A 15,512-nucleotide genomic window follows, 5' to 3' on the forward strand; every position below is an offset into this window, starting at 1 on the left:
ACCGATGTGAACAACTATTATCCTTTTGGCCTGAACCATATTGACGGACAGATCTCCAAAGGGAAATTAGGAAGTTATCTTAGTTATAAGTACAACGGGAAAGAGCTTCAGGAGACAGGAATGTATAACTACGGTGTAAGATTCTATATGCCTGACTTAGGAAGATGGGGAGTGGTAGATCCGTTGGCAGAAACATCCCGAAGGTGGTCTACTTATAATTACGCTTACAATCATCCGATTAGATTTATTGATCCCGATGGAAGACAGAATAAGGACGTGATTATTACGGGTGATAGAGCAGAAGAGGCTTTTAAACATCTGAAAGCATCAACCAATTTGGTGCTTAATAAAGGGAGTGATGGCAAATTAGAAGCTTCAGGAACGGTGAAAACAGAAGCCGATCAAAGATTATTAGATGCAATTAAAGATCCGGAAAAAACTGTAAAATTGGATGCAACCTCTTCTTATAAAGTTGGAGATGATGGTTTAATTATAGTGGGGGGATATTTAGGATCTCATAAAGAAGGCGATAAAATCATAGGGGATCTAGTTATTAATACAGATCAAGCAAGTAAGATAGAAGGAAATGGAGGAAAAAAGGTTTCAGCATTAGTTTTGCATGAGATATTAGAGTCTTATGAAGCGATGCAAGTAGGTAATGGTGTTCATAATTATCTTACTAAGGAGGGGCAAGATGCATATAAAATAGCACATGATAAGGTTATGAAGTATCCAGAAGCAGCTTCCGATGAGAATATATATAAAGATGAAGGTATTAGAAAGCTAGGGTATAATATATATTATCATAAAAATCCTGAAACAAATAAGACTAAAGATTTATTTATGCTAGAAACTAATTAAGTTAATATATATGAAATATTTATTTAATATAATTTTGATGTTAAATGTCTGTACATTTATTAGTTGTGTAAGTAACAAAAAAACATCAATTTATAATGTTGAAAAACTTGAAATTTATTCAATAGATACTACTGCAGATTTCTATGTTTTTGGAGTACAAAATAATTTGAAGAAACAAATAATTATTGCTGAAAAAGATAAAATAAAGTCCTGCAAACCATTTAAAAAATATATAATTGCTGATAGTATTAAAGAAGAAGTTAGAATTAAATCTGGTTCTAAATATGTAATGATTGGGTTTAATGAGTTTACAATTAATAAAATAAAAATAAAAGAAAAAGGAGAGTTAACTAAAGTTATTAATAATTGTAATTCTTTTTCAAAGTAATTATCAATATAAAATGTTATATTTTCCCGCTCTCCAAAGTTTGAAACTTCGGAGTAAGATAAATAAGTAGTCAAAGTTGTAAATTCTCCTGACTTTGTGCCAATAAACATAAAAACCACTGCATCTGTAGTGGTTTTTAAATACAGATTTAAGAAAACCGCTATATTTACTAATACAGAGACCACTTGAAAATGCCAGAGTGAGCTATGCCAAAAGCAGCGCAGGCTTTCCTGAAATAACGGATGTAAACAACTACTATCCTTTTGGTCTGAACCATATTGACGGGCAGATCTCCAAAGGGAAATTAGGAAGTTATCTTAGTTATAAATACAATGGCAAGGAGCTGCAAGAGACAGGAATGTATGATTACGGAGCTAGAATGTATATGCCGGATTTGGGTAGATGGGGTGTGCTGGATAGAGCTTCGGAACACGTACCAGAATTTTCACCGTACACTTTTACATTTAATGATCCGATTGGGTTTGTTGATAATGATGGAGAATTTCCCGGGCCTACAGGTGCTGTAATAGGTATCTTAGCTGATTATATTGGACAAGTTGCAGGACATTATTTCTTTGATAACATGTCCTTTAAAGATTCTATGGTTAAAGATATTAATTATTGGTCTTTGGGGATCTCTGGAGTAACAGGAGCGCTTACTGGAGGAATAGATTCATTTAAAACTACAATCACAAGTAAAGTAGGAAAAAGAATTTTTGTAAATATGATTGATTATGGTGTTGATGTTCTTGTGAATACGGTCGGAGGCGTATTATCAGATCAATTAGATGAAGGCAAATTTGATGTTTGGAAATCATTAACAGGAGGATTGATTGAAGCAGGTGTAGGTAAATTGATACCATTAAAATATGTTGATAAATTAGAAAAAAAATTATTACATAAAATGAATGTTAATGCTAATAAAGCAGCAAAAATTAAATCAAAATTAGGAAACGTTACAAGAAAGAAAACAATAAAAAAATTAGAAGCCAAACTTCAGGTAGCAGAAAATAATGTTATTAATTATACTTCTGCCTATACAGGTGTTAAAACAGTAAACGATGTTTTCAAAAAAACAGGTGTAAATGGATTAACAGATCAGTTGTTTAAAAAAGAAGAAGAACCTAAAAAAGAAGGGAAATTAACAATAGGTGAAGTAATATCTGAAAAAGGAATTTCTAATCAATAAATAGTAATGATAAAGAAGTATTATAAAAATCAAGTACTAATTATAGTTATAATCGTTTTAGGATTATTATTTACTATAAAACAATTTATAGAATATAATGATACAATAAATACAGACAATATTTTTATTACAAAAATCATAAAGCAAAATTGTCACGCAGCACCAAGAATGAAATCTACTGTATGGATTAATTTTAATGAAAAAATATATAGTATTGGGATTCCTTATAATGAATGCGTTAATTATCCGATTGGTAATAATATAAAGGTTTTGTATAATAAGAATAATGATGAATTTATATATAAGGTTGAAAATCCTAAGTATTTAAAAAATATTATTCTTCTAGGAATATTTTTAATAATATCTTTTTTGCCTTGGCAATATATAAATGAGAAACTATTCAAAAAAGTCGCAAAATACTAAGTAAGTGATAAGCACCCTGCTACCGTACGATTATATCGTGTGGCAGATAATAAAAAAACCTCGCAAAATGCGAGGTTTTTTGTGTTTTATAGAGTGTAATTTTCTACGAATAAGCTTGCTTGGCTTTAAAATCTCTTATTAAAGCATCAATAACCAAATAGATTTGTTCTTTAGCAGATTTTGATAAATTACCAATCTCCTCAATACGTTTTAAAGTATTGCTGTCAACTTCCAAAGAAGTTTTTCCTACGAGATAATCCAAAGAAACCTGCAAAGCATCTGCAATTTTAATAGCGACTTCAATCGATACAAAGTTGTAACAATTACGGATAATATTGAGAATAAAGCCCTTCTATATAAATATTTTAAAAATACTAAACCATCTAAAACTTTTAATTTAAAACCCTTTAATAAAAATGTAATATATGATTCTCCCCCTCATTTAGGGATCAGATTTGATAAGAATGGGAAAATTTATTTTATTTGTATGGGAGACAAGACACGTGAAATAAAACAATTACTAGGCTTTAATAGTAAATTGGAAGACTGTCAAGAATAACCACACTGCGCAAAGTACTGACTTTGAGCTAATAAACGTAAAAACCACTGAATCAGTAGTGGTTTTTATGTGCAGGTTAAGAAAACCGCTATATTTACCAGTACAGAGATCACCTGGGCAATGCAAGGGTGAGCTATGCCAAAAGCAGTCTATTATCACGAAGAATATCCTAGATATTTCCAACAGTCAAAAACCAAACCAGCTAAAGGTTCTCACCAAGCAGATAAACAGAGCATTGCTCTCCATCCTGAACCAATATCTTATCACCTTCAATTTTCACTTCCTGTTTATAGCTTCCGTATCCCCCACCCATTTTGAAAGCCTGTATAACTTCAATAATAAGCCGCGATCGCTGTAGATACAATACTCCATAAATAGCTGAACCAGTCCGCCTTACCAACAGCTGTTTGGCTTTCAGGGCATTCTCTGCATAAAATTTTTCCACCGTTCCATTGCTATTAAAAACAAGGTAATCATCATAATGCTTAGTATCTGAACCCCGGCTTATTTCAAGCTTGGGAGGGATAATATTAAATTTGCCTTTTGTTATATAAGTCCCTTCCATGATATACAGCTTATCAAAATAGATTCCTGGAAAATTTGTGGTTCTGAAGCTTTCCGCCTTTTTTAAAAACTTATTATGAATACGTTCCGACGACTGACAGGAAAAAAGAGAAAAGAAGGCAAGAAACACAATGACAATTTTCTGTTTTATCATAATATTAATAGACTTTAGATTTAACATATGTTTTGGTGTAGCCCTTTGTCTGGGGAGAAGGAAGAACCTCCCCTATTATAGTATCATTCTTTATAGATAACTTTTCCCGGGACAGAAACTTTCCGGCCTGTATATGTTTCAGCTTCCATCTCATTTCTGCTTTTTCATTATTGATACAGTAAACTCCTTCCAATGCATCTTTGCCCGATTTTTATTCAATTCAACCACCCGGCTGTTTTTGTAAAATTTCAATCCTTTTTCCAGAGACTTTACCCAAGCTGTGCCTGATCTGGAATTGAGCCAGTAAGATTTTCCTTCTATTGCGATCAGGTGATAAACAGCAGAAGTCTCTATCAGCTTATAAGTAGAACTGTCATTGCATAAAAGGGTTTTCCGTTGCCCTCCTGCTGTACAGCTGCTGCAGATCATAATCATCAACATGATATTCCGTAAAATATTCTCTGTCATGTGAAAGGATTTTATTCATATTAAATATACAAAAAACCTCTGATTATCAATACAATTACAACATCCCGACTGAATTAATTCACTATTCCCTAAAAATTAACCAAAGTTTAATCTAATACATAGGGATTGAAACTTAACGATTTATTATTTTTGATAAAATATACACATTCAGAATGTCAGTACACTTTAATCCACGAGATATTACATGGCTTGCCTTTAATGAAAGGGTTTTACAGGAGGCCATGGACGAAAAGGTCCCTTTACATTTAAGAATACGTTTTCTCGGAATTTTTTCCAATAATCTGGATGAATTCTTCAGAGTACGTGTTGCCGGATTAAAACGGGCCATGGATTTCAAGGAAAAAGTAATTGCCGAATCATTTTACCAGCCGCCATCCAAAATTTTGCAGAGAATCAACGATATCGTAATCCGTCAGCAGCAGAATTTTGACAAGACCTGGAAAAATATCCAGAATGAAATGGCTGAGCACAAAGTATATATCAAAAATGCCAAAAACCTGACAGCAAAACAAAAAGAATTTGTCAGAACTTACTTTGATGAAGTTGTGGAATCTAATGTTATTCCGATTCTTCTTCATGAAAACACCCCAATGCCTTATTTAAGAGATAAAAGCCTCTATCTGGGCGTTGCCATGAGAAAAAAGGACTGGCAGTATTCCAGTAATTATGCCATTATTGAAATTCCTTCCCGTTTTGTGGGAAGGTTTGTGCTGTTACCCACAGAAGATCCGGAAGAAAAAAACGTTATGCTGCTTGAAGATGTTATTACCTTCAACCTCCCGCATATTTTCTCCTATTTCGGGTATGATGAGTTTGCAGCCAACGCTTTTAAAGTGACAAAAGATGCCGAACTGGACCTGGATAATGACATCCGTACCAATTTTGCCGAAAAAATAGAAAAAGGTCTGAAAAACAGACGAAAAGGAAAGCCTACCCGATTTGTTTTTGATAAAGATATGGACAAAGCTTTACTGGAACTTCTGATCCGGAAGCTGAACCTCACCAAAAAAGACAGTATCATTCCGGGAGGAAAAATTCACAATTTCAAACATTTCATGGATTTTCCTGAGGTTTTTGAAAAATACGAAAAACCGGAAGAAAGAACCTCATTCACTCATCAGGCTTTTGAACATGGCGAAAGAGTTACAGACGTTATTCTAAAACAGGACGTACTTCTTACCTTTCCCTACCATAAGTATAACCCTGTAATTGATCTTCTCCGTGAGGCAGCCATGGACCCTGACGTAAAGTCTATACAAATTACCGCTTACCGTATGGCAAGCAGCTCCAAAATCATCAATGCCCTGATCTACGCTGCAAGAAATGGCAAAGAAGTAACGGTAATGCTGGAACTTCAGGCAAGGTTCGATGAAGAATCTAACCTGGAATGGAAAAATATGCTGGAACCGGAAGGGATCACCGTTCTGATAGGACTTCCCAATAAAAAAGTACACGCCAAGCTTTGTGTCATCAAGAAAAGAGCCCACAACAAAACCATCCAGTATGGCTTTGTAAGCACCGGAAACTTCAACGAAAAAACCGCCAGAATTTATGGAGACCATTTACTAATGACTTCTGATCGTGGTATCATGGCAGATATTAACAAAGTTTTCAATGTTCTCAAAAAACCAAAGGAAGATTATCTCCCTGTTTTGAAAACCTGTAAAAACCTACTTGTCTGCCCACAATTCATGCGGGAAAAGATCATTCATCATATCGACAAAGAGATTGAAGAAGCCAAAGCCGGAAGACGTTCCGAAATTATCGTTAAAGCCAATTCGGTAAGCGACCGTCTTTTAATTGAAAAACTCTACGATGCCGCAAAAGCAGGCGTTGTAATCAGAATGATCGTAAGAGGAATCTATTGTGCTGTTAATCAAAAGGATTTTAAAGAAAAAATTAAAGCCATCAGCATCGTAGACGAATACCTGGAACATGCCAGAGTGATGTATTTCTATAATAAAGGAGCCGAAGATATCTACATTTCTTCTGCTGACTGGATGACCCGAAACCTCGACTACAGAATAGAAGCCGCAGCAAAGATCACAGACAAAGCCCTGAAGAAAGAATTAAAAGATATTCTGGACATTCAGTTGAGAGATAACGTAAAAGCTCGTATTTTAGACAAAAAATTGAGCAACGAATATGTAAGGAATGATAAGAAAGAATGCCGTTCTCAAATAGAAACCTATAAATATTTAAAAGCTAAAACAAGCAAAAAATGAAGATCGCCGCGATAGACATAGGAAGTAACGCCGCAAGACTTTTGATCAATGAAGTAAAGATCAACAATAAAAAACCTGAATTTATTAAATTAAACCTTCTGAGAATTCCCCTGAGACTGGGAATGGATGTTTTCACCCTTGGAAAAATCGGAAGTGAAAGAGAAAAAATGGTCATCGATTCTATGAAAATCTTCAGTGACCTGATGAAAATTTATAAAGTAGACCATTACAGGGCATGTGCTACCAGCGCCATGCGTGATGCTGCCAACGGCAACGAAATCATCAGGCAGGTTAGAGAAACTTCAGGCATCAACATAGAAATTATTTCCGGAGATGAAGAGGCTACCCTGGTGTATGAAAACCATGTAGCAGAAGGTCTTGACAAAGAATTTGCCTATCTTTATATTGATGTTGGAGGGGGGTCTACAGAGCTTACCTTTTATGAAAACGGTAAAATGATCTATGAAAGATCTTTTAATATCGGAACCATCCGCCTTCTCAACAACCTGGTTACTGATGATAACTGGAAAGAAATGAAAGAGGCCATCAAGGAAAACATTACCAGTAAAAAGCCAATTGTTGCCATCGGTTCCGGAGGAAATATCAATAAAGTTTTCTCCATGAGCAAAACCAAAGACGGGAAACCAATGTCTCTCTCCCACCTTAAAAAAACCTATAAAGAGTTCAATGAACTTTCTGTGGATGAAAGAATGACAAAGTACAACCTCAGAGAAGACCGTGCGGACGTTCTTGTTCATGCTTTAAGGATCTTCAACAATGTTATGTCATGGGCTGACATCAGCAGGATATTTGTTCCTAAAATTTCAGTAGCAGACGGACTTATTCACAATATCTACAGCAAACTGCACGATAAAAAATAAATCCCGTCAATAAAATCATATTGAAAACCAGCCTTTTCCGGCTGGTTTTTATCTTTCTTATCAAAAAAATCACATAATCATACAAACCCTCCCCCACAAACGTCCGCAGAATCTGTGAAAGAAAAATGCTGGTTAATCTTCTACTTTACAGAACTTATTCAATAGAACTGATAATTAAAACAATTCTCATCAGGAATTTCAGGCTTTGATACTACAAAACAACCATATTCAGTGAAAAACATTCAAAACAGTATAATTTTTGATGTTCTTTAAAGTAAAATCAGATTGTAAAACGTCAACATAATATCAACAGCTAACAATGAATCCGATCAAAATAATTATCACAGGGGCTACAGGAATGGTAGGCGAAGGCGTTTTAATGGAATGTCTTGAAAATCCTCATGTTTCCGAAATTTTAAGCGTAAGCAGAAAACCCTCCGGTAAAAAGCATTCAAAGCTTAAAGAATATATCATTCCGGACTTTCAGACTATTGGTCTTCATGATGAAACCCTGAAAGGTTATGATGCCTGTTTTTTCTGTGCGGGAATCAGCAGTGTAGGGATGAATGAAGAAGAGTATACCAAAATTACATATGACACCACCCTTCATTTTGCTCAGGCTGTACTGAATCAGAATCCTGACATGGTTTTTAACTATGTCTCAGGTGCAGGTACTGATAAAACCGAAAGCGGAAAAATCATGTGGGCAAGGGTAAAAGGCAGAACAGAAAATGCATTAAGGAAGCTTGGCTTCAGGAATGAATTCAATTTTCGTCCCGGTTTTATGAAGCCTGTTGAAGGACAAATTAACATAAAATGGTTTTTTAAGCCTTTTATTTGGTTTTTTCCTATTTTTTTACCATCAAAATCATTAACTTTACACGAAGTAGGTAGAGCAATGATTAATGCCGTACACAGAGGCTATCCTACATCAGCTTTGGAAATTAGGGACATTAAAAATTTAGCAATATGAGAGAAATGTTAAAAAGAATAGTTCTGGTTATTTTTGTACTCTTGGTACTCACCGCAGTTTCAGGATTCTTCTATATGCAGAAACACCCTTTGGAGGGCAAAACACCAGCACAGAAAACTTTTAATTTCTCCGGAAAACAAACTAAATAAACCAGGAATCAGGAAAGCAAAACCATGATTTCATTTTTTGTATTTAAGGAAACCATTTATTAAACATTTCTTAAAGTTCCCTTAAAACAACTGCGGCGTATAAAGTTCATTTTTGCATACATCTAAAGTAAGTAAAAAATGATCAACAACTACCTCTTAAAAGGGTCTGTTATTGCCGCATTCTTCCTACAGAGCGGGCTTTCAGGACAGACACTTATTCATTACTGGAACTTTAATAACAATACATCCGAAATATCCGTCACCACACCGTCTTCGTCTCTAACAGGCGGATCTCTTACTGCTATTGCCGGAGGAACCAGTGTGATAGACTTTGCCAACGGAACCGGACAGAACTTCAATATCGAAAACCTGAATGCCAGAAACGGAGATCCTTCAGGAACCCACTTGAGATTCAACAACCCGATTGGAGGAGCATTACAGTTTAATCTTCCTACAACAGGATACAGCAATGTAGTTATAAAATTTACAACCAGAAGATCCGGACAGGGAGCCGGAACACAGATATGGTCTTATTCCACAGACGGAACTAATTTTATCCCCTATCAGAATGTCAGCCCTCAGGATGCCAATCCACAGTTGGTTACTTTTGATTTTTCTGCAGTTTCAGGAGTTTCTGATAATCCGAACTTTAAATTAAGAGCAGAATTCTCCGCCACAGGAGGCGGAACAGGAGGAAATAACCGCTTTGACAATTTCACCGTAGATGCTGCACCGGCCGGAGGGATTGACACTACCGCGCCAACTGTTGCCTATCTTCCCGCCAATAATACCAATAACGCTTCAACAACGGTTACCCCAACCCTATCTTTCAACGAAAACATAAGGCTGAAAGATAATTCTGCGATCAACGATTCTAATGCACAAAACCTGATAGAATTCCGCCTTGGAAATGCTTCAGGTACACCTGTTCCCTTTACAACAGCTTTCAGTAATAACACCATTACCATTATCCCTTCATCCGGCCTTATACCGGGGCAAACATACTATCTGGCCCTTAAACCTGATACTGTAGAGGATTTCAGTGATAATGCTGTTACAGCATCCACCTCCAGCACATTTACAACAGCAGGAACCACTGTTTCTTTGGATAAAAACTTTGTAAAAGTTAATGAAAATGCAGGAAATCTTGCTTTCAAAATCAATATAGCCAATCCTTCAGCAGCATCTGTGAACCTTGTGGTAAAACCGGCTCCGTTCAGTACGGCTGACAACAGTGATTTTACACTAGCCAGCCAGACCATCAATATTACACCGGGAATGACAGGCTATACCGTTAATATACCGATCATTGATGATACTATTGAAGAACAGCAGGCAGAATATTTTGTAGTAAGTCTTGAAAGCCCTTCTGGTGTAGTAATTTCAGGAGATCAGTCTGCAACGGTGTATATTGTAGATAATGACAAACCGGCTCCGGTTCCTTCCGGGCAGATCCAGCTGAACTATATCGGAAGCTTTGATCCTTCAGGAAATAATAACAGCTCTACAGAAATTGTTGTTCATGACCCTTCCACCCAAAGACTGTTTACCATCAGTTCTATTACGGATGTTTTTGATATCCTTGATTTCAGTACACCCACTGCTCCTTCGGTAATCAGAACAGTTAGTATGGCGCCTTATGGCGGTATTACCAGCATTGCTGTAAAAAACGGGATCATTGCCGCTGCTTCCCCCAATACCAATCCCCAGCAGAATGGCTCTGTTGTTTTCTTCGATATTAATGGAAATTTTCTGAAACAGGTTACTGTAGGCGCACTCCCGGATATGATTACCTTTACTCCCGACGGAACGAAAGTTATCACAGCCAATGAAGGGGAACCTAATGACGCTTACACCGTAGATCCGGAAGGAACCATCAGTATCATTGACATTTCAGGAGGTATCGGAAATCTTACCCAAAGTAATGTAACTACACTTAATTTTAATAGCTTTGATTCCCAGGCAGCAGCTTTAACAGCAACCGGTCTCAGAAAAGTAAGGACCAACAACACGCTATCCCAGGATCTGGAACCGGAATATGTAACAGTAAGCTCAGACAGTCAGAAAGCCTGGGTTTCCCTTCAGGAAAACAATGCCATGGCTGAAGTTGACCTTACTACAAAAACCATCACGGGAATCTGGGGATTGGGTAAGAAAGATATGAGCCTTCCCGGGAATGGCTTTGATGCTTCCGATAATAACGGAGAGGTACTAATCGCCAACTGGCCTGTGAAGGCCTATTACGTCCCTGATGCCATTCAGAATTACAAAGTTGGAAATACTCATTATATTGTAACCGCCAATGAAGGTGATGAGAAAGATCTTTCCGGATATAGTGAAAGAACAACAGTAGGAGCTAATAATTATACGTTGGATCCTGTATTGTTCCCTCAGGCATCAATATTAAAAGCGCCCCATAATTTAGGAAGATTCAGGGTGTCCGGTGCAACAGGAAATACGGACGGAGATTCGGATTTTGAAGAAATGGCAGCATTGGGTGCACGTTCCTTCTCTATTTTCAATACAGATACCAGGCAATTGGTTTATGACAGTGGGGACCAGTTTGAAAGGTATATTGCAGCCAATCATCCATTAATCTTTAATGCAGATAATGAATCCAACGGAACCAAGAACAGAAGCCGCGCCAAAGGTCCTGAACCGGAAGGGGTAGCATTGGGAACCATCAACGGACAGACCTATGCTTTTATTACGCTAGAAAGAACCGGAGGAGTAATGGTCTATAATATCACCAACCCCGGCAGTCCCGTATTTACGGATTATAAACATTCCCGCCTGACTTCTGCTTACGGAGGTGATAACGGTCCTGAAGGTATCATCTATATTGCTCCTGAAAATACAACAACCGGAAAAGGGTATGTCATTATTGCCAATGAAATCAGCGGAACTTTATCCATGTATGAAGTAGCTGTCTCTCCAACTCTTGGAACCGGAGAAACTAAAACAGAAAAGGCAACATTCAACATCTTCCCGAACCCTGTAAATAAAGGAAATACACTATATTTCAACAGAAAACAGGATTATGAACTGTTTGATATGTCCGGAAAAATGATCAGCAGTGAAAAAAATGCGCTGACCATAGAAACATCCAGGCTTTCTACGGGAATTTATCTTGTAAAAACTTCAGAAGGACATGTTAAAAGAGTTATTGTGAAGTAATTAAATGGAATATGGGAGTTACTATTGAACTGTTACCTCTTATCCTCATCTTATTTCCAACCTGAATTGAGATAACAGCTCACCAGATACACTAAAATTCCCGGAATAATCCGGGATTTTTTTATGACTACTAAATTCATTAGTTTTAGGCTTTGATTATTTCCATGAAAGAACAGTTAGAGAGTATCATTCAGCAATCCTATCACAAAGAAAGGCGCAATCTTTTCACCTTCCTGACCGGTGCGGGAATTTCTTCTGAAAGCGGCATTCCCACCTACCGCGGATCAGACGGGATCTGGGTAAAGGGAACACAGTTTCATAAGCCTGAAGAATTTGGTACTATGAGGTATTTCAGACAAAACCCTGAAGAAGTACTGCAGTATTCGCTGTTCAGAAAAAAGATGTTTGACAATGTAGAGCCCAATGAAAGTCATTTTGAGCTTGCTGCGATAGAGAACACACTTCAGGACAGGTTTCACCTGATTACCCAGAATATTGACAATCTTCACCGCCGTGCCGGAAGTGAGAGAATTTATGAAATTCATGGCAACAACAGAGAGATCAAATGTTCCAACGGATGTAAAAAGATTGTGAATCTTCCCGAAGAAATCAAAGGTAAAAATATTGATGAAGACCTTACAGAAAGGGATAAAGAACTGCTGACCTGCCCGGAATGCGGCCACTGGATGCGCCCCAACATCCTGTGGTTTGATGAATATTATGATGAAAAGACCAACAAAAGATTCAGTGCTTTAAAAAAAGCAAAGAACAGTGCCATCCTCTTTATTGTGGGAACTTCCGGAGCAACCAACCTTCCGATCGCCATCGCTGAAACAGCCCTGAGATACGGAGCCTTTATTGTAGACATTAATACCGAAGACAATAATTTCACAAAACTGATCCGGAATAAGAAAAATGCGCTAATTATCCGGGAAAAATCTACGGATACTCTAAAAGCAATCAGAGAGATTCTTGAAAGTATCAACCCGCAGGCGGTATAAAATTTAACTTTTCCTTGACATTGATAACATCATTTAATCCTTATATTTACCCGTACCAAATTCAAAATGAAAATGAAAAATATGAAAACATTAGGTGTTCTGGCTTTCTTACTGATAGGAACAGGAACCGCTTTTTCACAGTCCAGGAAAACAGAATCTTCAAAAGGAGTGGAACAGTCGGACAATGATAAAAAAATCCAGGTAGAAGGTGTCGGGCATAAGCTTAACTACACGCTTAACGGAGGAATTGTAGAAATAGCAGGAGGTGATAATACCGTAACGGTAAAAGGAAGTGCCAGAAAGATCTCCGTTTCCGGAACAGGAAATACCATATACATCGATAAAGTAGATAAAGTGGTGATGGAAGGAGGCGGTAATACCGTTTATTATAAAACTTCAGGAACAAAATCAGGAAAACCGGATGCTTCGCTCACAGGAGTAGGCAATAAAGTGGTTAAGAAATAAATATAATTAAAAATAAGGCTTGGACTAATCCTCTGAGCCTTTATTATTCTGAGCTGACATCCTATTTCTTTCCCTATAAATATAAACTTCTTCCATAATTCTATAACACTGCGGGAAATATTCATACTAATTTTATCCCGCGAAATGAAAAGAGTTTTTCACATACTGTTTCTTATCCTTTATATTGTGGTATCTTCAGGATTTACCACCAGTAAACATGTCTGCAAAGGAAATTCCAGTGAAATACATGTAGGGCTGAAAAACCTTTCAGATCTGGACTGCCCGAAATGCAGTGCCAATAAAGAGAAAAACCATACCGGATGCTGCAAGCTGGAGGTAAAAAAGATCTGTAAAGAAGATAATCTTCCTCATTCTTATAAAAATGCTTCTGTAAAGTTTTTATCCGCTTCCATTCCGTACTACAACTTAGGAACTGTTTTCGATAACATCTCTGCACTTGATCCGGAAAACCACACTTTTTATTTTGATCCTTCAAAATACCATCTTAACTACCCTTCCCTTTTTATCCTTCACTGCGTTTACAGAATTTAGAATACGATTGAATCATATGATACAATCCCCTTATCGGGAAACTATTTTTCAATCTTCATTCTAAATCTATCTTATGAATTTATCATTTAGAGCACTCATCCTCTGGCTGGGCTGCCCTGCTGTTTCCTTTGCCCAGCAGACGGGCTTAGAGGAGGTCCTGCGCAGGGCTGAAAAAAATTATCAGTCTATTCAGAAAAAAGAAGTACATATTCAGGCCTCCAATGAAAGGCTTAAACTTCAAAAAACCTATTATCTGCCGGAAGTTACGCTGATGGCTCAGCAAAATTTCGGAACTATCAACGCTTTAAACGGACCTATGTACAATGCAGGGGGACCGGGAATTGCTTCCACTTCAATGCCTCTTGCAGAGCAGAACTGGAATTCTGCATTCGGAAGCCTGTATCTGGCTAATATCAACTGGAACGTTTATACTTTCGGGAAACTTAAAATGAAGGAACAGCTGGAAAGGGCTGATATTGAGGTTCAGAAATCAGATCTTCGGCAGGAGATCTTTCAGCATCAGATTAAAACAGCTGCGGCTTATTTTAACCTTCTTGTCAGTCAACGTCTCGAAAATGTACAGCATGAAAACCACAAGCGTTCGGAAGTCATCTATACCATTGCAAAAGCGAGGGCTGAGAGCGGCCTGATTCCTGAAGTGGATGCTTCCCTGGCAAAAGCGGAAATGTCAAGTGCCCAGACCAGCATTATTAATGCCAATGATCATGTGCTGGAATATAATAAAAAGCTGGCAGACCTTCTGGCTGAAGATTTCACCCATTATCAGCCGGATCATTATTTCAGCAAAAATATTCCTTCCCTGAAAGAAGATTCTTTTTCTGTTCAGGACCACCCAAGTATCCTGTTCATTAATCAGAAAATCAATAAAAGCAGATATGACGAAGCTTACCTGAATACGATGGGGCTGCCGTCTCTTTCTCTTTTCGGAACATTTCAGGGGCGCGGCTCCGGTTTTGGATCCAACTATGTTCAGGATAATACCGTTTTTTCTACATCCTATTTAAAGGGTGTAGGAGTTGACCGGATGAATTATATTGTAGGATTCAACCTCAGCTGGAACCTTACTGATTTTTACAGAAACTCTTCAAGAGTCACTGAGCAGAAACTGATGACCAAAGCTCTGGATTATGACTACCAGCTTCTGAAACAGGAACTGACCAGCCAGCAGCGTCTCGCCGAAACAAAGTACCATAACGCTCTGGCAAAAGTTACAGAGGCTAAAATACAGGTAGAAGCTGCCTCAGATGCCTTCCGTCAGCAGAAAGCTTTATATGAAAACGGGTTAACCACTATTGTAGATTTTACCCAGGCCCTGTATATTCTGAACCGTGCAGAAATCAATTTTGAGATTGCCCAGAACAATTCATGGCAGGCCGTTGTTCTTATCGCAGCTTCAGCAGGTGATATTTCAGTCATTACAAAAGCAATTATCCACTAACAA

Annotated in this window: 15 protein-coding genes; 13 read left to right on the plus strand and 2 right to left on the minus strand. The window is 37.4% G+C overall.

The window, feature by feature from the left end; all coding sequences use genetic code 11:
* From AOB46_RS17555 to AOB46_RS17570, 4 genes are all read left to right on the plus strand, one after another.
* On the plus strand, positions 1 to 861 hold an 861-nt coding region (locus AOB46_RS17555), incomplete at its 5' end, for an RHS repeat-associated core domain-containing protein (RefSeq protein ID WP_131724411.1).
* 10 nt (positions 862 to 871) lie between these two features.
* Positions 872 to 1,249 (plus strand): hypothetical protein, encoded by a 378-nt coding sequence (locus tag AOB46_RS17560; protein ID WP_062701792.1) that lies wholly within the window; start codon positions 872 to 874, stop codon positions 1,247 to 1,249.
* Positions 1,250 to 1,448: 199 nt separating this feature from the next.
* A complete protein-coding gene (locus tag AOB46_RS17565; protein ID WP_062701794.1) occupies positions 1,449 to 2,438 on the plus strand; it encodes an RHS repeat-associated core domain-containing protein in 990 nt (329 codons plus the stop codon).
* 6 nt (positions 2,439 to 2,444) lie between these two features.
* Positions 2,445 to 2,861: a hypothetical protein gene (locus AOB46_RS17570; RefSeq protein WP_062701796.1), complete on the plus strand. Its 417-nt coding sequence runs from the start codon at positions 2,445 to 2,447 to the stop codon at positions 2,859 to 2,861.
* 761 nt (positions 2,862 to 3,622) lie between these two features.
* Here the strand turns inward: AOB46_RS17570 and AOB46_RS17575 are convergent.
* Entirely contained in the window at positions 3,623 to 4,138 is a 516-nt protein-coding gene (locus AOB46_RS17575; protein ID WP_131724412.1) for a hypothetical protein, read from the minus strand.
* Between the two features lie 150 nt (positions 4,139 to 4,288).
* The gene (locus AOB46_RS17580; RefSeq protein WP_062701800.1) at positions 4,289 to 4,606 is read right to left on the minus strand and encodes a hypothetical protein; all 318 of its coding nucleotides are present in this window, start codon (positions 4,604 to 4,606) and stop codon (positions 4,289 to 4,291) included.
* Between the two features lie 173 nt (positions 4,607 to 4,779).
* Here AOB46_RS17580 and ppk1 point away from each other — a divergent pair, with 173 nt between their 5' ends.
* The 9 genes from ppk1 (at position 4,780) to AOB46_RS17620 (ending at position 15,509) form a co-directional block, all read left to right on the plus strand.
* On the plus strand, positions 4,780 to 6,852 hold the full coding sequence (gene ppk1 / locus AOB46_RS17585; RefSeq protein WP_062701802.1) for a polyphosphate kinase 1: 2,073 nt from the start codon (positions 4,780 to 4,782) through the stop codon (positions 6,850 to 6,852).
* A complete protein-coding gene (locus AOB46_RS17590; RefSeq protein WP_062701804.1) occupies positions 6,849 to 7,733 on the plus strand; it encodes an exopolyphosphatase in 885 nt (294 codons plus the stop codon). The genes ppk1 and AOB46_RS17590 overlap by 4 nt, the downstream gene beginning before the upstream one ends.
* 319 nt (positions 7,734 to 8,052) lie before the next feature.
* Positions 8,053 to 8,706, plus strand: a complete 654-nt coding sequence (locus AOB46_RS17595) for an NAD-dependent epimerase/dehydratase family protein (RefSeq protein WP_062701806.1) — start codon at positions 8,053 to 8,055, stop codon at positions 8,704 to 8,706.
* Positions 8,703 to 8,855: a hypothetical protein gene (locus AOB46_RS23465; RefSeq protein WP_157845080.1), complete on the plus strand. Its 153-nt coding sequence runs from the start codon at positions 8,703 to 8,705 to the stop codon at positions 8,853 to 8,855. Before AOB46_RS17595 ends, AOB46_RS23465 begins: the two co-directional genes overlap by 4 nt.
* A 138-nt stretch (positions 8,856 to 8,993) precedes the next feature.
* Positions 8,994 to 12,032, plus strand: coding sequence for a choice-of-anchor I family protein (locus AOB46_RS17600; RefSeq protein WP_062701808.1), 3,039 nt, complete (start codon positions 8,994 to 8,996; stop codon positions 12,030 to 12,032).
* A gap of 164 nt (positions 12,033 to 12,196) precedes the next feature.
* Entirely contained in the window at positions 12,197 to 13,033 is an 837-nt protein-coding gene (locus AOB46_RS17605; RefSeq protein ID WP_062701810.1) for an SIR2 family NAD-dependent protein deacylase, read from the plus strand.
* Positions 13,034 to 13,114: 81 nt separating this feature from the next.
* The gene (locus tag AOB46_RS17610; RefSeq protein ID WP_241489239.1) at positions 13,115 to 13,498 is read left to right on the plus strand and encodes a DUF3060 domain-containing protein; all 384 of its coding nucleotides are present in this window, start codon (positions 13,115 to 13,117) and stop codon (positions 13,496 to 13,498) included.
* 144 nt (positions 13,499 to 13,642) lie between these two features.
* Positions 13,643 to 14,050 carry an HYC_CC_PP family protein gene (locus AOB46_RS17615; RefSeq protein WP_062701812.1) on the plus strand — a complete coding sequence of 136 codons (408 nt, stop codon included), beginning with the start codon at positions 13,643 to 13,645 and terminating at the stop codon, positions 14,048 to 14,050.
* Between the two features lie 73 nt (positions 14,051 to 14,123).
* On the plus strand, positions 14,124 to 15,509 hold the full coding sequence (locus tag AOB46_RS17620; protein ID WP_062701813.1) for a TolC family protein: 1,386 nt from the start codon (positions 14,124 to 14,126) through the stop codon (positions 15,507 to 15,509).
* Positions 15,510 to 15,512 lie beyond the last annotated feature (3 nt).

The sequence above is a fragment of the Chryseobacterium indologenes genome, assembly GCF_001295265.1.
GTDB lineage: Bacteria > Bacteroidota > Bacteroidia > Flavobacteriales > Weeksellaceae > Chryseobacterium > Chryseobacterium indologenes_A.